This window comes from Mycobacterium spongiae (assembly GCF_018278905.1).
GTDB classification, from domain to species: domain Bacteria; phylum Actinomycetota; class Actinomycetes; order Mycobacteriales; family Mycobacteriaceae; genus Mycobacterium; species Mycobacterium spongiae.
Map to the genome: position 1 here is coordinate 3,429,706 of NZ_CP046600.1, position 20,372 is coordinate 3,450,077.

The window sequence follows — 20,372 nt, forward strand, 5'->3', positions numbered from 1 at the left end:
CTAGACCATAGCTAGACCATGAGGTCGCGGCGCTCGAACCGTCGCAGCCCAATGGCCGTAGACACGATCGGGATCAGCGCAAGCAGCACCAGGCCGGGCAGGTCGAACCCGTTGGCCAGGGGTTCGCTGTCCAGGTACCACGAGAACGGTGAGATTGCCGTCATCCAACCGGCCCCGACCACGGGACCGAGAGCGTCGAAGACGTAGGCCAGCACCGCCAGCGCCGCGGCGACACCGAGCGCGACCGCTCGGCGCCCGGTGACCGCGCCCACGGCCAACGCGACCGTTCCCATGCCAGTCACCAGCAAGAACAGTCCTATTGACGCGGCGACGATATTGCCGAGGCTGACATTCATGGCCAGCGCGAGCACGAGACCATAGCTGACCAGCATGATCACGACGACCAGCAGCAACGTCGTCAGCCACAGCGCGAGCAGCCGCTGCACGAAGATCTCGCGGCGCGTCACCGCAGAGGTAGCTTCCAACTCGAGAACGCCGCTCTCTTCGGCGCCGGCGATGAGCCGGCTCCCGGCGGCGATCGCAAAGACCAGTAGTAGTACCGGTCCGACCAGGCCGTAGACCGTCGAGGTCAACCAGCCCGCGGCCGTCCCGAGCCGGTCGTAGCCCAGCGCGGTGGTCAATTGCTCGGGCATGTTCTCGATGAGGGCGTCGACACCGCTGCCGCTCATCGACGGGTAGAAGCTGATGTACATGGCGCTCAACACGGCCAGCGCCACACACCACAGAACGACCTGGCGACGCTGCTCCCGCAGCACCCCGGTGAGCACGGGTGTCGTCTCAGTGGCCATGTGCGGGTACCTCCTCGTTGGTAGCAGTGGTGGTGGGCAATTGGTAGAAATACAAGAACAGTTCGTCCAGCTCGCGGAACTGCGCGCTCCAACCCACGACGTGGTGCGCGGCAGCCCGTTTCAGCAATGAATCCGGTTCGCCGTGGAGCACGCACGTCAGTGTCGTGCCGTTGACGACGGCGTCCTGCACGCCGGGCAGATCGCCGAAGTCGGCGACGTCGATCCGATCGGCGAATCTCAGTTCCACCGTCTGGCCGGCGTGATGACGCAAGGTATCGACGTTGTCGACGTCAACCATGCGGCCCGCGCTGATGATGCCGACCCGGTCCGCGATGTCCTCGACCTCACTCAAGATGTGCGAGGACATGAGTACCGATGCGCCGCCCTCGCGCGCCTCGAGCACGAGATCGAGGAACTCGCGCTGCAGGAGCGGATCCAGACCACTGGTCGGCTCGTCGAGTACCAGCAGCTCTGGTTCGTGCATGAACGCCTGCACGACCCCGACCTTTTGCTTGTTGCCCTTGGATAGGGCGCGGACCGGCCGGTCGAGGGCAAGCGCGAACCGTTCGGCTAGCGGCGCGATCCGCTCGGCACCCGCTCCCCCGCGCAAGGCGGCAAGATGGTGCAGCAGCTCGCCCGCGGTTCGCCGACCCTGCAGGGCGAGTTCACCAGGCAGATAACCGATGCGGCCACGCAGCGCGGCGCCGCCGTCGACCGGTGCGATCCCCAGGACTTCGACTCGTCCTGTCGTCGGGCGCAACAGATCGAGCAAGATTCGGATCGTGGTGGACTTACCCGCACCGTTGGGGCCTAGGAATCCGAAGATCTCGCCCTGTTCGACGGCAAGGTCGAGTCCGTCGAGGGCGCGGACGTCTCCGTAGTTCTTGACCAGGCCGTCGGTTCGAATCACTAGCTCAGTCATGGTTGATCACTCTTTCCCGTCGGTCGTCAGTGTTGGTTCGTCGACGAAGGCTGCCTTCATCCGTGCGGCGACGTCGGGGTCGACGATCCCGTCGGTCAATATCTCCAGCACCGGCCCTACGTAGGCAGACCCCGCGGTAGGGCTCTCCGGGGTGTTGACGATGTCGACCCCGATCAGTCGCTCGAGGTGTTCGTGGAGCACCAAGGCGCCCAGCGACCAGATGGTCAGCACCACGGCCCGCGTGTACGGGTAGTTGGTCGGCCGCATCATCCCCGACTCGACACCGTCGGCCAGGTACGCCGCCGCGTCGGCGACCATGTCGTCCACGAGTGCCGCCACCTGTGGCGACCGGTCGGCCAACCGCACGGCCAGATAACGCAGCACCGGCGGCCCCTCGCGGGCCTCGCGCAGCGCGGCAACCGGATCAAAACCCGGACCTGAGCGCATGCCGGAGCGCTTGCGCTCACGGATGATCTCCGCCACGTGACGGTCGCACTCGACCACCAAGGCATCCTTCGATCCGTAGTGGTGCACCACAGAGGCCGCCGAGACACCGGCCTTGGCAGCGATCGCGCGCATGTTCGTCCCCTTGAACCCGTTGTCGGCGAAGAGCGCTATTGCCGCGTCACGAATCCGAGTCTTCATGATCCGATCCAGTCATGACAGCCAGATTGAACATACGTTTCACTATATCGAACAGTTGTTTAGAGTTCCAGCGGGGTCCGCGGCGGCGCACACGTGGTGTACTACTTCCTATGGGGTTCCCATGGGGCAAGGCCTGCGATGAAGCGCTCGGCAACCCGGGTCGCTGACCTGGTGAACCCGGCAGGGCTGTTGCTGCCGGCCGCGAACGTCATCATGCAGCTGTCGCTGCCGGGTGTCGGCTATGGCGTGCTGGAAAGTCCGGTGGATAGCGGCAACGTCTACAAGCATCCGTTCAAGCGGGCTCGTACCACCGGCACCTACCTGGCCGTTGCGACCATCGGGACCGAGGCCGACCGCGACCTGATGCGCAACGCGATCGACGGCGTACACCGGCAGGTGCAATCAACCTCGTCAAGCCCGGTGCCCTACAACGCATTCGATCCCACATTGCAGTTGTGGGTGGCCGCGTGTTTGTACCGGTACTTCGTTGAACAGCACGAATTCCTCCATGGTCCGCTCGATGACGACACCGCCGATACGGTCTACCGCGACGCGAAACGGCTGGGAACCACATTGCAGGTGCCAGACCGCATGTGGCCACCGGACCGGGTCGCGTTCGACGACTACTGGAAACGCTCGCTGGACGAGCTGCAGATCGACCCACCGGTGCGTGAGCATCTGCGCGGAGTAGCCTCGATGGCCTTCTTACCCTGGCCGTTGCGGGCGCTGGCTGGACCGTTCAATCTGTTTGCGACGACCGGGTTCTTGGCCCCGCAGTTCCGGGCGATGATGGCGCTGGATTGGTCACAGGCTCAGCAGCGGCGTTTCGAGTGGTTGCTGGCCGCGCTGCGGCTGGCCGACCGGCTGATTCCCCGCCGGACCTGGATCGTGGTGAATCAGCTCTACCTCTGGGACATGCGTTTTCGCGCGCGACGGGGCTGGCGGATCGTCTAGGACATCAGCGCACGGCGGCAAAGAACGTCCGGACGTCTTCGACGAACAGTTCCGGCTGTTCGAATGCCGCGAAATGCCCGCCGCGCGGCATCGTCGTCCAGTGGGTGATGTTGTAGCTCGGTTCGCACCACCGCCGGGAGGCCCGAAAGATCTCCTTGGGGAATGACGCCACGCCAGTTGGCAATTCGACACGGCCGGTCGGCTTGAAGGACTTCATGCTTTCCCAGTACAACCGGGCCGAGGACGCGGCGGTGCCGGTCACCCAATACATCATGACGTTATCGAGCAGCTCGTCGCGGCTGAGTACATTTTCGGGGTTCCCGTTGCAGTCCATCCACGCCCAGAACTTCTCGACGATCCAGGCCAGTTGTCCGACCGGCGAATCGGCCAGGCCATAACCCAGTGTCTGCGGACGGGTGGACTGTTGCTTTGAGTAGCCGGTGCCCCACTCGCGGTGGTGGACCGCGTCCTGGAGGGCTTGCTGCTCTTCCTCTGTGGGGTCGTCGGGCGTGGGCCAGGCGATGGGCATATTGAGGTGGATTGCCGCGCACCGTCCCCCGTTGCGACCGATCTGGGTGGTGATCGCCGCACCCCAATCGCCGCCCTGGGCGCCGTAGCGCTCATAGCCCAGGTCCGCGATGAGTGTCTCCCAGGCCTGCGCGATCTTTTCTACCCCCCAGCCCGTATGGGTGGGCTTGCCGGAGAATCCATATCCGGGAAGGGACGGGCAGACGACATGAAAGGCGTCTTGCGCGCGTCCACCATGGGCCGTGGGGTTGGTCAGTGGCTCGATCACCTTATGAAACTCCACGACCGAACCCGGCCAGCCGTGGGTGATCAGCAGTGGGAACGCATCATCGTGTCGCGACCGCTGGTGGATGAAATGCACGTCCAGCCCATCGATTTCGGTGACGAACTGGTCGAATCGGTTCAGCGCGGCCTCGCGCGATCGCCAGTCGTAGTCGTTGGCCCAGTACGCAGCCAGGTCGCGGGTATAGGCCAGCGGGATGCCCTGGCTCCAGTCGTCCACGCACTCGGCCTCCGGCCATCGGGTACGGGTCAACCGCGCCCGCAAGTCTTCGAGGACGTCGTCGCTGACGTTGATGCGAAACGGCCTCATGCGGCTGGCCCATCGGCAAGTCTCACGTCAATCCCGATCGCTAATCCCGATCGCTCGTGCACGCCCACGACCTTGCCATACGAGTCCAACACCGACCTTGCGGGCCGTTGATTCCGTTTGGCCGATCAACAAGTGCCGCCCTGACCGGCGCTGCCGCCGACCAGGCCGGTAAGGAGCCCCCCGGCTCCTCCGGCCCCGCCGGCGCCACCGCCTCTCTCGCAGAGCTACCCTGCAATCCCTCGGAGTCCATTCTGCTACGAATTTGACGCATACGTAGAATAATTGCCAAATCAAGCGTACCGAGGGCGGCCAACGGCCCGATGTCGACAGCCACGTTCATCCGTAGCCGGATCGACGGCGCGCAGGATCCAGAATGCCGCCGGGGTGGATTGCTCGTGGCATCGAAGAACACATCGAGTACACCAATGGCGCCAGCGGTCAACAACGCCTCGGTGCCCGATAACTATCGGTGCAGTTGTCCCACCGACGAATCGATCAGCCTGTAGCCCAGCGTTTTCGGTCCGGGTGATCGTATCCGCCCGAAATCGACCATGCAGTCAAAACCTGATGTATGGTCTGCTCTGACGGCGTCGTGCGCCCGGGGCTCGCTGGGACGCCGGCACGTGGGTATGGGAGGTGTGCCGTGTCGTTCGTGATTGCGATGCCCGAAGTAATGGGGGCAGCGGCGGCGGACTTGACGGGGCTTGGCCTGACGCTGAGCACGGCCAATGCGGCCGCGGCGGCCCAGACAACGGCGATCGTGGCCGCCGCCGAGGACGAGGTGTCGGCGGGCATCGCAGCGCTGTTTTCCGGCCACGGCCAGGCCTACCAGGAGCTCACCGTCCAGATCGCGGGGTTCCACGAACAGTTCGTGCAGCGTTTGAGTTCGGCTGCGGCCCGCTATTCCGGCGCCGAAGCCGCCAGTGTCTCACCCTTGCAGGCGGTGCTCTCCCTGATCAACGGGCCGACCGAGGCCTTAGTGGGGCGCCCGCTGATCGGCAACGGCGCCGATGGGGCGCCCGGAACCGGAGCCAACGGCGGGGCCGGCGGGATCTTGTTCGGTAACGGCGGCAGTGGCGGATCCGGGGCACCCGGGCAGGCCGGCGGGGCTGGCGGGGCTGCGGGGTTGATCGGCAACGGCGGTCGTGGCGGGGCCGGCGGTTCCGGCGTCACCGGCCTGGCCGGCGGTGCCGGTGGGGCTGGCGGGTGGCTGCTAGGCAACGGCGGCGTCGGCGGGCTCGGGGGCGTGGGCACCGGCGGCGCGGGCGGTGTCGGTGGGGCCGGCGGCGCGGCGGTGGGGTTGTTCGGCCATGGCGGGGGCGGTGGAGTCGGCGGGGCCGGTGGTGTCTCCATCGGCGGGGGCGGTGGGGTCGGTGGTAGCGGCGGGTTGGTGTACGGCAATGGCGGCGCCGGCGGCATCGGCGGTGTGGGTGTGCTTGCGGGCACCGGCGGCACCGGCGGCACTGCCATCGGGCTGATCGGTGACGGTGGGCCTGGCGGGGCCGGCGCGACCGGCGCCGCCGGCGATCACGGCGCCACCCCCGGGGCAGCTGGCACTGACGGCAGGGCAGGTGGGGTCGGTGGGGCCGGCGGCAACGGTGGGTGGTTGTTCGGCGCCGGCGGTGCCGGTGGTTCCGGTGGCGTCGGCGGCAACGGCGGCAACGGCGCCGACGGCGACATCACCATCAATGCGGGTCGCGGCGGCGACGGCGGCCACGGCGGAGTCCCCGGGCCTGGCGGCGCTGCCGGCAAGGGCAGCGCTGTTGTCGGCGCCGACGGGCTAGCTGGACAAACTCCCACCTCCGGGGGTAACGGCGGCAACGGCGGCAACGGTGCCGATAGCCTTGTCACCGGCACCATCGGCGGTGACGGCGGCAACGGCGGCAACGGCGGACTTTTCGGCGACGGTGGGGCCGGCGGCGCCGGCGGCGCGGGCGCCCCCGGCCCAGACAACACCCCATCGAGCAGTCTCGCCAGTCGCGGCGGCGACGGTGGCAACGGCGGTGACGGCGGTGCCATCAGCGGTGACGGCGGCATCGGCGGTCGCGGCGGTAACGGCGGCAACGGCGGCGACAACTCCGGCAGCTTCAGTACCGGCGGTCGTGGCGGTGACGGTGGTGACGGCGGCGCCAGCACTACCGGGACCGGCGGCAATGGCGCGCCGGGCGGCAACGGCGGCACCGCCGGCGCGAACTCCGTCAGCAGTCGGGGCGGCAGCGGCGGTGACGGCGGTGACGGGGGCGCCAGCATCACCAGGGCCGGCGGACACGGCGGAGACGGTGGCCTCGCCGCTGATGGCCGCGACGGCAACGCCGGCGACAGTATCGGCGGTGACGGGGGTGACGGTGGTGGCGGCGGCGCCAGCACCACCGGGGCCGCCGGGGCCGCGGGCGCCGCTCGTGACGGCGGCAGCGGCGGCGACAACGCCGGCAACCGCAGTGTCGGCGGTGACGGGGGTAACGGCGGTGACGGCGGCGCCAGCACCATCGGGGCAGGCGCCAACGGCGCGCCGGGCGGCAACGGCGGCACCGCCGGCGCCAACGCCCGCAGCAGCATCGGCGGTGACGGCGGTGACGGCGGCAACGGCGGATTCGGTGGCACCGCAGGCGGACACGGCGGCAACGGCGGCCTCGCCGCTGACGGCCGCGACGACAACACCAATGGCAACAGTGTCGGCGGCGACGGCGGTAACGGCGGCAACGGCGGCGACAGCGACGGGACGAGCGGGGCCGCCGGCACCGCCCGTGACGGCGGCAACGGCGGCAACAACGCCGGCAGCAGTTTCGGCGGTCGCGGCGGGGACGGCGGTAACGGCGGCGCCAGCACCACCGGGACCGGCGCCAACGGCGCGCCGGGCGGCAACGGCGGCACCGCCGGCGCCAACGCCGGCAACAGTGAAGGCGGTAGCGGTGGTGACGGCGGTGACGGCGGATTCGGTGGCACCGCAGGCGGACACGGCGGCGACGGCGGCCTCGCCGCTCATGGCCGCGACGACAACACCAGCGGCGCCAGCGTCGGCGGAGACGGCGGTAACGGCGGCAACGGCGGCGACAGCGACGGGACGGCCGGGGTGGCCGGCACCGCCAGTGACGGCGGCAACGGCGGCGACAACGCCGGCTCCTCCAGCGTAGGTGGTCACGGCGGGGACGGCGGCAACGGCGGCGCCAGCACCACCGGGACCGGCGCCAACGGCGCGAAGGGCGGCGCCGGCGGTACCGCCGGCGCCAACGCCCGCAGCAGCATCGGCGGTGACGGCGGTTCTGGCGGTGACGGCGGATTCGGCGGCACCGCCGGCGGCGACGGCGGCGACGGCGGCCTCGCCGCTGATGGCCGCGACGACAACACCAACGGCGACAGTCGCGGCGGTCGCGGCGGCAACGGCGGCAACGGCGGCGACAGCGACGGGACAGGCGGGGCCGCCGGCACCGCCAGTGACGGCGGCAAGGGCGGCGACAACGCCGCCTTCTCCAGCGAGGGTGGTCACGGCGGGGACGGCGGCAACGGCGGCGCCAGCACCACCGGGACCGGCGCCAACGGCGCGAAGGGCGGCAACGGTGGTACCGCCGGCGCCAACGCCGGCAGCAGTTTCGGCGGTAGCGGCGGTGACGGCGGCGACGGCGGATTCGGCGGAACCGCCGGCGGCGACGGCGGCGATGGCGGCCTCGCCGCTGATGGCCGCGACAACACCGCCAGCGACAGTATCGGCGGAGACGGCGGTAACGGCGGTAACGGCGGCGACAGCGACGGGACGAGCGGGGCCGCCGGCACCGCCAGTGACGGCGGCAACGGCGGCGACAACGCAGGCAGCTTCAGTCGCGGCGGTCGCGGCGGGGACGGCGGTGACGGCGGCGCCAGCACCACCGGGACCGGCGCCAACGGCGCGGCAGGCGGCAACGGCGGTACCGCCGGCGACAACGCCGGCAGCTTCAGTCAAGGCGGTCGCGGCGGTGACGGTGGTGACGGCGGCGCCAGCACCACCGGGGCAGGCGGGAACGGCGCGAAGGGCGGCAACGGCGGTGACGGCGGCGCCAGCAATCTCAGTATCGGCGGTTTCGGCGGGCGCGGCGGTGGCGGCGGTGCGGGCAGTGGCGGCCCCGGTGACCCGGGCATGTCCGGTGGCGGCAGCCCCGGCGGCATGGGTGGCCCCGGCGGTGCAGGTGGTGGCGGCGGACCCGCCGCCTAAACCTCGACGCCATGCATCGGCGCTACATCCGTTGACCTGTCGGCGACTAAGGGGTTCCAGACCACTAGCCGAAAGGCCTTAGCCAAACATCGGTGGGCGCGGACGGGATCGAACCGCCGACCGCTGGTGTGTAAAACCAGAGCTCTACCACTGAGCTACGCGCCCTATGCCCGCCGCAGGCTACACGCCCCGAGGCCGAGCACTCAAAACGTTCACACGTGCTCAGGCCCGCAGGGCCGTCAACGCATCTGCCCACAGTCGCTGGTCGCGGGCTTCACCGGGCTGCTTCATTTCGGCGAACTGAATGATTCCCGACCGGTCGACTACGAAGGTCCCGCGATTGGGGTAGCCGGCTTTGTCGTTGAACACGCCGTAGGCCTGGGCCACCGCGCCGTGCGGCCAGAAGTCCGACAGCACCGGAAACAGGAATCCGCTCTCGGTCGCCCAGATCTTGTGCGTAGGCGGTGGACCCACTGAAATGGCCAGAACCGCGCTGTCGTCGTTGTCGAACTCCGGCAAGTGGTCCCGCACCTGATCCAGCTCACCTTGACAGATCCCGGTGAACGCGAGCGGGAAGAACACCAGCAGCACATTCTTGGCGCCACGGTAGCCAGCCAGCGCCACCGGTTGCTGATTCTGGTCGCGCAGCGTGAAGTCAGGGGCGACGTCTCCGACGCTGCGCATCAGCGCTTCGAAGCCCGCGACTTCGGCTGGACCAATCGGCTGGCACTCCAATTGCCAAGGTTCACCGACGAGGTGGGCATCAGACCGGCGGTAGGAGCCGCCTCCGCGATCTCCGCCGGCAACACGTGACCAGGCCGCCCGGTCTTGGGCGTCAGCACCCAGATCACTCCGTCCTCGGCGAGCGGACCGATCGCGTCCATCAAGGTATCCACCAGATCTCCGTCGCCGTCGCGCCACCACAGTAGGGCGATGTCGATAACCTCGTCGGTGTCCTCGTAGAGCAGCTCACTCCCGCAGGCTTCCTCGACGGCTGAGCGGATGGCGTCGTCGGTGTCTTCGTCCCAGCCCCATTCCTGCACAAATTGGTCTCGCTGGATGCCCAGTTTGCGGGCGTAGTTCGGGGCGCGATCCGCCGCGACCACAATCGAACCTCCTTACGGCACCGATAGGCTGTCCGGCATACCGTTGCGATGGCCACTATCGTCCCACAACCCCAGAATGCCGCTCACACGCCCGCCTTAGAAGGCGGCCAGGCACAGTTTCAATGCCTTTGTCTTGGTGTCGTTGAGCTGATCAACGCGCCGATTGAACTCCGCGATCGGCGCATTGGCGCCGATCGCATTGGCCACCGCCCGGGCCGCGTCAATATAGGCGTTCAGCGCGTCGCGCATGTCCGACGACAACGCCCCGGACAGGCTGCTCTCGACGGCCGAGGCGCTGTCGTTGAGCGCAGAGATGGCGGGGCCTTCGGTCGGACCGGTGCTGCGGCCCGCATTGAACGCCGCGACAAAGGCGTTCACCTCGTCGATTGCGGTTGTGCTGGTCGTCGCAAGCGAGTCGCAGGAGCCCTTGATCGCCCTGGTAGTCAGCGACTGTTGCCGCTGCGACTCCCGGATACGCGACGTCGCCGACGAAGCCGACGCGGATGCGGACACCGAGGACCGGTAGGCCGGGGCGACCAGGGTATCGGGTGTCGCCGTGCCGTCGGTGACGCTGGTGCACCCCGCCACCAGGTAGATCAACCCCATCAGCAGTACCGAAATACAGCCGAGCGCCAGGGCGCCTCGCCTGGGGAACTTCCCCACGAACCTGCGAGAGGCGGCGCACCATCCGATGAGCACGACATGTGACGTTACCGGGTCGCGGTCCACACCGCCCCGGACACACCAAGTTCGTGGCGGTAGGGTCTGCCGCGCGATGGTGACCGCACGGCGGCTGTCGGGCGGGTATGCCAGTGCGGCACCATAGGGAGACCAACTGCGTGCGCAGCAGCCCACGAAGAAGCCCCACCGACTGAGGAGTAGTGCGTTGACCACCGAGTTCGCGCGCCACGATCTGGCCAAAACCCCAAGCAACGCAAGCGAACCCGACCGCGTTCGGGTGATCCGTGAAGGTGTGGCGTCCTATCTGCCCGACATCGATCCCGAGGAGACTTCGGAGTGGCTGGAGTCCTTTGACGCCTTGCTGGACCGGTCGGGGCCGTCACGGGCCCGCTACCTGATGCTGCGGCTGCTGGAGCGGGCCGGCGAGCAGCGGGTGGCCATCCCTGCCTTGACGTCGACCGACTACGTGAACACCATCCCGACGGAGTCGGAACCGTGGTTTCCCGGCGACGAGGACGTCGAGCGTCGCTATCGGGCGTGGATCAGATGGAACGCCGCCATCATGGTGCATCGGGCGCAACGACCGGGCGTGGGCGTCGGTGGGCATATCTCGACCTACGCCTCGTCGGCGGCCCTCTACGAGATCGGTTTCAACCACTTCTTCCGCGGCAAGTCACATCCCGGCGGTGGCGACCAGGTGTTCATCCAAGGCCACGCGTCCCCGGGAATCTATGCACGGGCCTTCCTCGAAGGTCGCCTCAGCGCGGAGCAGCTTGATGGCTTCCGCCAGGAACATAGTCATCCGGGTGGTGGGTTGCCGTCGTACCCGCACCCACGCCTGATGCCCGACTTCTGGGAATTCCCCACCGTGTCGATGGGCCTCGGGCCGCTCAACGCGATCTACCAAGCGCGGTTCAACCACTATCTACATGACCGGGGCATCAAAGACACCTCCGACCAGCACGTGTGGTGTTTCTTGGGCGACGGCGAAATGGACGAGCCCGAGAGTCGCGGGCTGGCACACATCGGCGCTCTGGAAGACCTGGACAACCTGACCTTCGTCATCAACTGCAACCTGCAGCGCCTCGACGGCCCCGTTCGTGGCAACGGCAAGATCATTCAGGAGCTGGAGTCGTTCTTCCGCGGCGCCGGCTGGAACGTCATCAAGGTCGTGTGGGGACGCGAATGGGACGCCCTGCTGCACGCCGACCGCGATGGCGCGCTGGTAAACCTCATGAACAGCACCCCCGACGGGGACTACCAGACCTACAAGGCCAACAACGGCGGGTACGTGCGCGACCACTTCTTCGGCCGCGATCCACGCACGAAGGCGCTGGTGGAGCACATGAGTGACCAGGAAATCTGGAACCTCAAGCGTGGCGGCCACGACTACCGCAAGGTTTACGCGGCTTACCACGCCGCGATGAACCACAAAGGACAACCGACGGTGATCTTGGCCAAGACCATCAAGGGCTACGCGCTGGGCAAGCACTTCGAGGGCCGCAACGCCACACACCAGATGAAAAAGCTCACGCTGGAAGACCTTAAAGAATTTCGTGATACGCAGCGGATTCCCGTCTCGGACGAACAACTCGAGGAAAACCCTTACCTGCCACCGTATTACCATCCAGGCGCCGATGCCCCGGAGATTCGCTACCTGCTCGACCGGCGGCGCGCGCTGGGTGGCTTCGTCCCCGAACGTCGAACCAAGTCCAAGGCGCTGACACTGCCCGCCCACGACATCTACTCCCCGCTGAAGAAGGGATCGGGAAACCAGGAGGTCGCCACCACCATGGCGGTGGTGCGCACATTCAAGGAACTGCTGCGGGACAAAGAAATTGGGAAGCGGATAGTTCCGATCATTCCCGACGAGGCGCGTACCTTCGGGATGGACTCCTGGTTCCCGTCGTTGAAGATCTACAACCGCGATGGGCAGCTGTACACGGCCGTGGACGCCCAGCTGATGCTGGCCTACAAGGAAAGCACGGTTGGTCAGATCCTGCACGAGGGCATCAACGAGGCCGGGTCGGTGGGCTCCTTTGTCGCCGCCGGCACGTCGTATGCGACCCACCATGAGCCGATGATCCCGATCTACATCTTTTATTCGATGTTCGGGTTCCAGCGCACCGGTGACAGCTTTTGGGCCGCGGCCGACCAGATGGCACGCGGGTTCGCGCTCGGGGCCACGGCCGGCCGCACCACGCTGACCGGCGAAGGCCTCCAGCACGCCGATGGCCACTCGTTGTTGCTAGCCAGCACCAACCCGGCCGTGGTCGCCTACGATCCCGCGTTTGCCTACGAGATCGCCTACATCGTCGAAAGCGGGCTGGCCCGGATGTTCGGCGAGAACCCGGAGAACATCTTCTTCTACATCACCGTCTACAACGAGCCGTACGTACAGCCGCCCGAGCCGGCAAACCTGGATCCCGAAGGCGTGCTGCGGGGCATCTACCGCTACCACACCGCCACGGAGCAACGCACCCACAGTGCCCAGATTCTGGCGTCCGGCGTGTCCATGCCCGCGGCGCTGGCGGCAGCGGAAATGTTGGCGGCCGACTGGGATGTTGCCGCCGACGTGTGGTCGGTGACCAGCTGGGGCGAGCTGAACCGCGACGGAGTGTCCGTCGAAACCCAGAAGCTGCGCCACCCCGAGCGGCCGGCCGGCGTCCCGTACGTCACGAAGGCCCTGGAAGGGGTGGCCGGCCCGGTGATCGCCGTCTCGGACTGGATGCGCGCGGTTCCCGAGCAGATCCGACAGTGGGTACCGGCCACCTACCTCACGCTGGGCACCGACGGATTCGGCTTTTCCGATACCCGACCCGCCGCGCGGCGTTACTTCAACACCGACGCCGAATCGCAGGTAGTGGCGGTGCTGGAGGCCTTGGCGGGCGAGGGCGCGATCGAGAGGTCGGTGCCGGTGGCGGCCGCCCGTCAGTATCAGATCGACGACGTACTCGCCGCCCCCGAGCAGACCTCGGATCCCGGCAACGCCTGACACCTGAGCGACACTCGGAAAAACCGACGCCGCTTTGGCGGAATCTGCCAGAAATCTGGCGTACGTTTTAGGGGTGAACGACAACCAGCTTGGTCCGCTTACCCGGCCAAAGTCGCCGCTCGAAATGCTGGACACCGTGCCCGAGTCACTGCTGCGGCGGTTGAAGCAGTACTCCGGCCGGCTGGCCACCCAGGCCGTCTCCGCCATGCAGGAACGGTTGCCCTTCTTCGCCGACTTGGAAGCGTCCCAACGCGCTAGCGTCGCGCTGGTGGTGCAGACGGCGGTGGTGAATTTCGTCGAGTGGATGCACGACCCGCACAGTGACGTCAGCTACACAGCGCAGGCTTTCGAACTGGTGCCCCAGGACTTGACGCGACGAATCGCGCTGCGTCAAACAGTGGACATGGTGCGGGTCACGATGGAGTTCTTCGAAGAGTTTGTCCCCCTGCTGGCGCGGTCCGACGAGCAGTTGACCGCCCTGACAGTGGGCATCCTGAAGTACAGCCGCGACCTGGCTTTTACCGCTGCGACGGCCTACGCCGACGCGGCCGAGGCGCGCGGCACGTGGGACAGCCGGATGGAGGCCAGCGTGGTCGACGCGGTGGTGCGCGGCGACACCGGCCCCGAGCTGCTGTCCCGGGCGGCTGCGCTGAACTGGGACACCACCGCGCCAGCGACGGTGGTGGTGGGCACTCCGGGGCCCGGCCGCAACGGATCCAACGGCGACGGCGACGCCGACAGCGAGCGAGCCAGTCAGGACGTTCGCGATAGCGCGGCTCGCCACGGCCGCGCGGCGCTTACCGACGTGCACGGCACCTGGTTGGTGGCAATCGTGTCCGGCCAACTGTCACCGACCGACAAGTTCCTCAAGGACCTGCTCGATGCGTTCGCCGACGGCCCAGTGGTCATCGGGCCGACGGCGCCCATGCTGACCGCAGCCTACCACAGCGCGAGCGAGGCGATCTCGGGGATGAACGCGGTCGCCGGGTGGCGCGCGGCGCCGCGGCCGGTGTTGGCCAGGGAACTCCTGCCGGAACGCGCCCTCATGGGTGACGCGTCGGCGATCGTGGCATTGCACACCGATGTCATGCAGCCGCTAGCCGATGCCGGACCAACGCTCATCGAGACACTGGACGCTTACCTGGATTGTGGCGGTGCGATTGAGGCGTGTGCCAGAAAGTTGTTCGTTCATCCAAACACAGTGCGCTACCGGCTCAAGCGGATCACCGACTTCACCGGCCGCGATCCAACCCAGCCGCGCGATGCCTACGTGCTTCGGGTGGCGGCGACCGTGGGCCAACTGAACTATCCCCCGCCCGCTTCCATCGCCGGAAACACCTCGATGTCCCAGCTTGCCCCGCCGGTCAGGGCGCCGGTCGGAGGGGCTCCGCAAGGCCCCTCGTAGCGCCATCCGCAGGATAGTGATTTAGATGACAGGTCGCGGGACGGTCTCAAACACGTAGCTTACGGACGTGTTTTGTGGAGTGTGTACAAAAACCTAAGACGAGGTTCATAATCTGTTACACCCCGCAAAACCGGCTTCACAGTGTTCTCTTAGACACGTGATTGCGTTGCTAGCACCCGGACAGGGTTCTCAGACCGAGGGAATGCTGTCGCCATGGCTGGAGTTGCCAGGCGCAGCGGACCGGATTACGTCGTGGTCGAAGGCCAGCGGCCTGGATCTTGCCCGACTGGGCACCACCGCGTCGACCGACGAGATCACCGACACGGCGATCGCCCAACCACTGATCGTCGCGGCGACTCTGCTGGCCCACCAGGAAATGACCCGGCGCGGCCTGCTCAGTGGGCCGGAATTCGACCAGAAGACCATCGTGGCGGGCCACTCCGTCGGCGAAATCGCTGCCTATGCGATCGCCGGTGTGCTGGCCGCCGACGACGCCGTCGCGCTGGCCGCTACCCGCGGTGCCGAGATGGCCAAGGCGTGCGCGACCGAGCCGACCGGCATGTCCGCCGTACTCGGCGGCGAGGAGGCCGAGGTGCTGGCGCGCCTCGACCAGCTCGACTTGGTCCCCGCGAATCGCAACGCCGCCGGCCAGATTGTCGCCGCCGGCCGGCTGACCGCGTTGGAGAAGCTCGCCGAAGACCCTCCGACCAAGGCGAGGGTGCGTGCGCTCGGCGTCGCCGGAGCGTTCCACACCGAGTTCATGGCTCCGGCCCTCGAGGGCTACGCCGCAGCAGCGGCCCGCGTCGCGACCGCCGAGCCCACCACGATGCTGTTGTCCAATAGTGACGGAAAGCCGGTGGCTTCCGCGGCCGCCGCGATGGACGCTCTGGTCTGTCAGCTCACCCAACCGGTGCGCTGGGACCTGTGCAACGCGACGCTGCGTGAGCACGCCGTGACGGCGATCGTGGAGTTCCCGCCGGCGGGCGCACTCAGCGGTATCGCCAAACGTGAACTTCGGGGAATTCCGGCTCGCGCCGTTAAGTCACCCGCAGATCTGGACGAGTTGGCCAGCTTGTAACGCCGGTTCGTCCAGGACCAACAAAAGTACGTCAGTTCGATTTATACACAACACATTACGAAGGGAAGCAAGCTGTGGCCGTCAGTCAGGAAGAAATCATCGCCGGTATCGCCGAGATCATCGAAGAGGTAACCGGTATCGAGCCGTCCGAGGTTACCCCGGAGAAGTCGTTCGTCGACGACCTCGACATCGACTCGTTGTCGATGGTGGAGATCGCGGTGCAGACCGAGGACAAGTACGGCGTCAAGATCCCCGACGAGGACCTCGCTGGTCTGCGTACCGTCGGTGACGTCGTCGCCTACATCCAGAAGCTCGAGGAAGAGAACCCCGAAGCTGCCGAGGCGCTGCGCGCCAAGCTGGAGGCGGAGAACCCCGAGGCCGCTGCCAACGTCAAGGCGAGGATGGAAGCAGAGAGCAAGTGAGGCAGCCTTCCACAGCTAATGGCGGTTACCCCAGCGTTGTGGTAACCGCCGTCACAGCGACGACGTCGATCTCGCCGGACATCGAGAGCACGTGGAAGGGTCTGTTGGCTGGCGAGAGCGGCATCCACGTCCTTGAAGACGAATACGTCAGCAGGTTTGACCTGGCAGTAAGGATCGGCGGTCACCTCAAAGAGTCAATCGACATCCACATGGGCAGACTGGACATGCGGCGCATGTCGTATGTCCAGCGGATGGGCAAATTGCTGGGTGGACAGCTATGGGAGTCTGCCGGCAGCCCCGAAGTGGATCCGGACCGGTTCACCGTCGTGGTCGGTACCGGCCTCGGTGGTGCCGAGCGGATCGTCGAGAGCTGGGACCTGATGAACGAGGGCGGCCCCCGCAAAGTGTCCCCGCTCGCCGTTCAGATGATCATGCCCAACGGCGCCGCCGCGGTGATCGGTCTGCAGCTCGGTGCCCGCGCCGGAGTCATTACCCCGGTGTCGGCCTGTTCGTCCGGCTCGGAGGCGATCGCCCACGCGTGGCGTCAGATCGTCATGGGCGACGCCGATATCGCCGTGTGCGGCGGTGTCGAGGGACCTATCGAAGCGTTGCCCATCGCGGCGTTCTCCATGATGCGGGCAATGTCGACTCGCAACGACGAGCCAGAGCGCGCGTCGCGCCCGTTCGACAAGGACCGCGACGGCTTCGTGTTCGGCGAGGCCGGGGCGCTCATGATCATCGAGACCGAAGAGCACGCCAAAGCCAGGGGCGCAAAGCCGTTGGCACGGCTGATGGGTGCGGGTATCACCTCGGATGCCTTCCACATGGTGGCACCCGCCGCGGACGGCGTTCGAGCCGGTCAAGCGATGACGCGCGCGCTGGAGCTAGCCGGACTGTCGCCCAAGGACATTGACCACGTCAACGCCCACGGGACCGCGACCCCGATCGGTGACGCGGCCGAGGCCAACGCCCTGCGGGTCTCGGGGTGTGACCACGCCGCGGTGTACGCGCCGAAGTCGGCACTGGGGCACTCGATTGGCGCCGTCGGCGCACTCGAATCGGCACTCACGGTGTTGACCTTGCGCGACGGCGTCGTGCCGCCAACCCTGAACTACGAAACCCCGGACCCCGAGATCGACCTCGACGTGGTCGCCGGCGAACCCCGCTACGCGGATTTCCGTTATGCAATTAACAACTCGTTTGGGTTCGGCGGCCACAACGTGGCACTCGCTTTCGGGCGGTACTAAAGCAGGAAGGTGGTGACCCGCCTCGTCCGGCACTGCCGGGCTTGCGATCACCACGGAGCACGGAAGGAACGTTCGCTACAGCCATGACACAACTGGTTACGGGGAAAGCTTTCCCGCATGTCGTCGTCACCGGCATAGCCATGACCACCGCACTGGCGACTGATGCGGAAACCACGTGGAAGTTGTTGCTGGACGGCCAAAGTGGAATTCGGACACTCGATGACCCTTTCGTCGAGGAGTTCAACCTGCCGGTCCACATCGGTGGGCATCTGTTGGAGCAATTCGACCACGAGCTGACGCGTGTGGAGCTGCGCAGGATGAGCTACCTGCAACGGATGTCCACTGTTGTCAGCCGGCGCCTGTGGGAGAACGCGGGCTCGCCCGAGGTCGACAACAACCGATTGATGGTGTCCATTGGCACCGGTCTGGGCTCGGCCGAGGAACTGGTCTTCAGCTACGACGACATGCGCGCTCGCGGGATGAAGGCGGTCTCTCCGCTGACCGTGCAGAAGTACATGCCCAACGGCGCCGCCGCAGCTGTCGGGCTTGAACGACACGCCAGAGCCGGGGTGATGACGCCCATATCGGCGTGTGCATCCGCTTCGGAGGCCATTGCCCATGCGTGGCAGCAGATCGTGCTTGGTGAGGCCGACGCCGCCATCTGCGGTGGCGTGGAAACACGGATCGAGGCGGTGCCGATCGCCGGATTCGCGCAGATGCGCATCGTGATGTCCACCAACAACGACGACCCGCCAGGTGCCTGCCGCCCCTTCGACAAAGACCGCGACGGCTTCGTGTTCGGCGAGGGCGCGGCCATGCTGTTGATCGAGACCGAGGAGCACGCCAAAGCTCGTGGCGCCAACATCTTGGCCCGGATCATGGGAGCCAGCATCACCTCAGACGGCTTCCACATGGTCGCACCCGACCCCAACGGGGAACGCGCAGGGCATGCCATGATGCGAGCCATTGAGCTCGCGGATCTCAGCCCCAGTGATATCGATCACGTCAACGCCCACGCCACCGGGACCCAGGTCGGTGACCTTGCCGAGGGCGTAGCCATCAACAAGGCACTGGCCGGCCACAAACCGGCGGTGTACGCGCCCAAGTCCGCCCTCGGCCACTCGGTCGGTGCGGTAGGTGCGGTGGAGTCGATCCTGACCGTGCTCGCGTTGCGGGATCAGGTGATCCCGCCGACACTGAACCTGGTAAACCTCGATCCAGAGATCGACCTGGACGTGGTAGCGGGTAAACCGCGACCTGGCAATTACCAGTATGCGGTCAACAACTCGTTCGGATTTGGCGGCCACAACGTAGCGATCGCCTTTGGGCGGTACTGAGCCCCGATCATCACCGGAACAGGAGACCTGCGATGACAATCATGGCCCCCGCGGCGGTTGGCGAATCGCTCGACCCCCGCGATCCGCTCTTGCGGCTGTGTACGTTCTTTGACGACGACAGCGTGGAATTGCTGCATGAGCGCGACCGCTCAGGAGTGCTGGCCGCATCCGGCACCGTGAACGGCCTACGCACGATCGCCTTTTGCACCGACGGCACCGTCATGGGCGGCGCCATGGGTGTCGAGGGCTGCGCACACATCGTCAATGCCTACGACACGGCCATCGAAGAGCAGAGCCCGATCGTGGGCATCTGGCACTCCGGTGGTGCCCGGCTAGCTGAAGGGGTCCGGGCGCTGCACGCGGTCGGTCAAGTTTTCGAGGCCATGATTCGCGCGTCGGGCTATGTTCCACAGATTTCGGTCGTGGTCGGCTTCGCCGCCGGCGGTGCCGCCTACGGACCGGCGCTGACCGACGTCGTCGTCATGGCACCGGAAAGCCGGGTGTTCGTCACCGGGCCGGACGTGGTGCGCAGCGTCACCGGCGAGGACGTCGACATGGCCTCGCTCGGCGGACCGGAGACCCACCACAAGAAGTCCGGGGTGTGCCACATCGTGGCCGACGACGAGCTCGACGCCTACGACCGCGGCCGCCGCTTGGTCGGATTGTTCTGCCAACAAGGGCATTTCGACCGCAGTAAGGCCGAGGCCGGTGACACCGACATTCATGCGCTGCTACCGGAGTCTGCGCGACGCGCCTACGACGTGCATCCCATCGTGACCGCGATCCTCGATCAGGACGCGCCGTTCGACGAGTTCCAAGCCAATTGGGCGCCCTCGATGGTGGTCGGTCTAGGGCGGCTGTCCGGCCGGACGGTCGGCGTGCTGGCCAATAACCCGCTACGCCTGGGCGGCTGCTTGAACTCCGAAAGCGCGGAGAAGGCAGCGCGTTTCGTGCGGCTCTGCGATGCCTTCGGGATCCCGCTGGTTGTGGTGGTCGACGTTCCCGGCTACCTGCCCGGTGTCGACCAGGAGTGGGGCGGCGTGGTACGCCGGGGAGCCAAACTGCTGCATGCCTTCGGCGAGTGCACCGTTCCGCGCGTCACGCTCGTCACCCGTAAGACCTACGGCGGCGCCTACATTGCGATGAACTCGCGCTCGTTGAACGCGACCAAAGTCTTCGCGTGGCCGGACGCCGAGGTGGCGGTGATGGGCGCGAAGGCGGCCGTCGGCATCCTGCACAAGAAGAAGCTCGCCGCTGCGCCGGAGCATGAACGCGAAGCGCTGCACGACGAATTGGCTGCAGAACACGAGCGGATTGCCGGCGGTGTGGACAGCGCCATCGACATCGAAGTGGTCGACGAGAAGATCGACCCGGCGCATACCCGCAGCAAGCTCACCGAAGCTCTGGCACAAGCACCGGCACGCCGCGGCCGTCACAAGAACATCCCGCTGTAACCCTTACCGCGAGC

16 protein-coding genes and 1 tRNA gene are annotated in these 20,372 nt (G+C 66.9%); 9 read left to right on the forward strand and 8 right to left on the reverse strand.

What is annotated here, in order from left to right; translation table 11 throughout:
- Nucleotides 1-11 precede the first annotated feature (11 nt).
- Genes F6B93_RS13875 through F6B93_RS13885 form a run of 3 tightly spaced genes read right to left on the reverse strand, consistent with a single transcriptional unit; the run spans nt 12 to nt 2,376 of the window.
- The gene (locus tag F6B93_RS13875; protein ID WP_211695611.1) at nt 12-809 is read right to left on the reverse strand and encodes an ABC transporter permease subunit; all 798 of its coding nucleotides are present in this window, start codon (nt 807-809) and stop codon (nt 12-14) included.
- Complete coding sequence (locus F6B93_RS13880; protein ID WP_211695612.1) at nt 799-1,731, reverse strand: ABC transporter ATP-binding protein; 933 nt, start codon at nt 1,729-1,731, stop codon at nt 799-801. Before F6B93_RS13880 ends, F6B93_RS13875 begins: the two co-directional genes overlap by 11 nt.
- 6 nt (nt 1,732-1,737) lie before the next feature.
- A complete protein-coding gene (locus F6B93_RS13885) occupies nt 1,738-2,376 on the reverse strand; it encodes a TetR/AcrR family transcriptional regulator (protein WP_211695613.1) in 639 nt (212 codons plus the stop codon).
- A gap of 138 nt (nt 2,377-2,514) precedes the next feature.
- On the opposite strand from F6B93_RS13885, the gene F6B93_RS13890 reads away from it, so the two are divergent.
- Nucleotides 2,515-3,330: an oxygenase MpaB family protein gene (locus F6B93_RS13890; protein WP_211695614.1), complete on the forward strand. Its 816-nt coding sequence runs from the start codon at nt 2,515-2,517 to the stop codon at nt 3,328-3,330.
- A gap of 4 nt (nt 3,331-3,334) precedes the next feature.
- Here F6B93_RS13890 and F6B93_RS13895 read toward each other — a convergent pair whose 3' ends face one another.
- Nucleotides 3,335-4,450, reverse strand: coding sequence for an epoxide hydrolase family protein (locus F6B93_RS13895; RefSeq protein WP_211695615.1), 1,116 nt, complete (start codon nt 4,448-4,450; stop codon nt 3,335-3,337).
- Between the two features lie 643 nt (nt 4,451-5,093).
- Here F6B93_RS13895 and F6B93_RS13900 point away from each other — a divergent pair.
- A complete protein-coding gene (locus F6B93_RS13900) occupies nt 5,094-8,633 on the forward strand; it encodes a PE family protein (RefSeq protein WP_246540758.1) in 3,540 nt (1,179 codons plus the stop codon).
- Between the two features lie 93 nt (nt 8,634-8,726).
- Here F6B93_RS13900 and F6B93_RS13905 read toward each other — a convergent pair.
- From F6B93_RS13905 to F6B93_RS13920, 4 genes are all read right to left on the reverse strand, one after another.
- Nucleotides 8,727-8,798, reverse strand: a tRNA-Val gene (locus tag F6B93_RS13905).
- Nucleotides 8,799-8,855: 57 nt separating this feature from the next.
- Nucleotides 8,856-9,317, reverse strand: coding sequence for a peroxiredoxin (locus F6B93_RS13910; protein WP_211695616.1), 462 nt, complete (start codon nt 9,315-9,317; stop codon nt 8,856-8,858).
- The gene (locus F6B93_RS13915; protein WP_211695617.1) at nt 9,317-9,739 is read right to left on the reverse strand and encodes a DUF3052 domain-containing protein; all 423 of its coding nucleotides are present in this window, start codon (nt 9,737-9,739) and stop codon (nt 9,317-9,319) included. The genes F6B93_RS13910 and F6B93_RS13915 overlap by 1 nt, the downstream gene beginning before the upstream one ends.
- A 96-nt stretch (nt 9,740-9,835) precedes the next feature.
- Nucleotides 9,836-10,438 carry a hypothetical protein gene (locus tag F6B93_RS13920; protein ID WP_211695618.1) on the reverse strand — a complete coding sequence of 201 codons (603 nt, stop codon included), beginning with the start codon at nt 10,436-10,438 and terminating at the stop codon, nt 9,836-9,838.
- 187 nt (nt 10,439-10,625) lie between these two features.
- Between F6B93_RS13920 and aceE the strand changes: the two genes are divergently transcribed.
- The 7 genes from aceE to F6B93_RS13955 all read left to right on the forward strand — a co-directional run bounded on the left by aceE (nt 10,626) and on the right by F6B93_RS13955 (nt 20,358).
- Nucleotides 10,626-13,415 carry a pyruvate dehydrogenase (acetyl-transferring), homodimeric type gene (gene aceE / locus F6B93_RS13925; protein WP_211695619.1) on the forward strand — a complete coding sequence of 930 codons (2,790 nt, stop codon included), beginning with the start codon at nt 10,626-10,628 and terminating at the stop codon, nt 13,413-13,415.
- Nucleotides 13,416-13,488: 73 nt separating this feature from the next.
- Entirely contained in the window at nt 13,489-14,820 is a 1,332-nt protein-coding gene (locus F6B93_RS13930; RefSeq protein ID WP_246540760.1) for a PucR family transcriptional regulator, read from the forward strand.
- Between the two features lie 157 nt (nt 14,821-14,977).
- On the forward strand, nt 14,978-15,898 hold the full coding sequence (locus F6B93_RS13935) for an ACP S-malonyltransferase (protein ID WP_211695620.1): 921 nt from the start codon (nt 14,978-14,980) through the stop codon (nt 15,896-15,898).
- A 74-nt stretch (nt 15,899-15,972) separates the two neighbouring features.
- Entirely contained in the window at nt 15,973-16,320 is a 348-nt protein-coding gene (gene acpM, locus F6B93_RS13940; protein ID WP_211695621.1) for a meromycolate extension acyl carrier protein AcpM, read from the forward strand.
- A complete protein-coding gene (gene kasA, locus F6B93_RS13945) occupies nt 16,317-17,567 on the forward strand; it encodes a 3-oxoacyl-ACP synthase KasA (RefSeq protein ID WP_211695622.1) in 1,251 nt (416 codons plus the stop codon). Before acpM ends, kasA begins: the two co-directional genes overlap by 4 nt.
- Before the next feature lie 83 nt (nt 17,568-17,650).
- Nucleotides 17,651-18,904, forward strand: coding sequence for a 3-oxoacyl-ACP synthase KasB (gene kasB / locus F6B93_RS13950; RefSeq protein WP_211695623.1), 1,254 nt, complete (start codon nt 17,651-17,653; stop codon nt 18,902-18,904).
- 32 nt (nt 18,905-18,936) lie between these two features.
- Nucleotides 18,937-20,358 carry an acyl-CoA carboxylase subunit beta gene (locus F6B93_RS13955; protein WP_211695624.1) on the forward strand — a complete coding sequence of 474 codons (1,422 nt, stop codon included), beginning with the start codon at nt 18,937-18,939 and terminating at the stop codon, nt 20,356-20,358.
- The last annotated feature ends 14 nt before the right edge of the window (nt 20,359-20,372 follow it).

Excerpts from the sequence above, each read along its gene's own strand:
- F6B93_RS13885 (WP_211695613.1), bottom strand. The coding sequence starts at position 2,376 with ATGAAGACTCGGATTCGTGACGCGGCAATAGCGCTCTTCGCCGACAAC.
- F6B93_RS13910 (WP_211695616.1), bottom strand. The coding sequence starts at position 9,317 with ATGCGCAGCGTCGGAGACGTCGCCCCTGACTTCACGCTGCGCGACCAG.
- kasB (WP_211695623.1), top strand. The coding sequence starts at position 17,651 with ATGACACAACTGGTTACGGGGAAAGCTTTCCCGCATGTCGTCGTCACC.
- F6B93_RS13875 (WP_211695611.1), bottom strand. The coding sequence starts at position 809 with ATGGCCACTGAGACGACACCCGTGCTCACCGGGGTGCTGCGGGAGCAG.
- F6B93_RS13890 (WP_211695614.1), top strand. The coding sequence starts at position 2,515 with ATGAAGCGCTCGGCAACCCGGGTCGCTGACCTGGTGAACCCGGCAGGG.
- F6B93_RS13955 (WP_211695624.1), top strand. The coding sequence starts at position 18,937 with ATGACAATCATGGCCCCCGCGGCGGTTGGCGAATCGCTCGACCCCCGC.
- F6B93_RS13880 (WP_211695612.1), bottom strand. The coding sequence starts at position 1,731 with ATGACTGAGCTAGTGATTCGAACCGACGGCCTGGTCAAGAACTACGGA.
- F6B93_RS13895 (WP_211695615.1), bottom strand. The coding sequence starts at position 4,450 with ATGAGGCCGTTTCGCATCAACGTCAGCGACGACGTCCTCGAAGACTTG.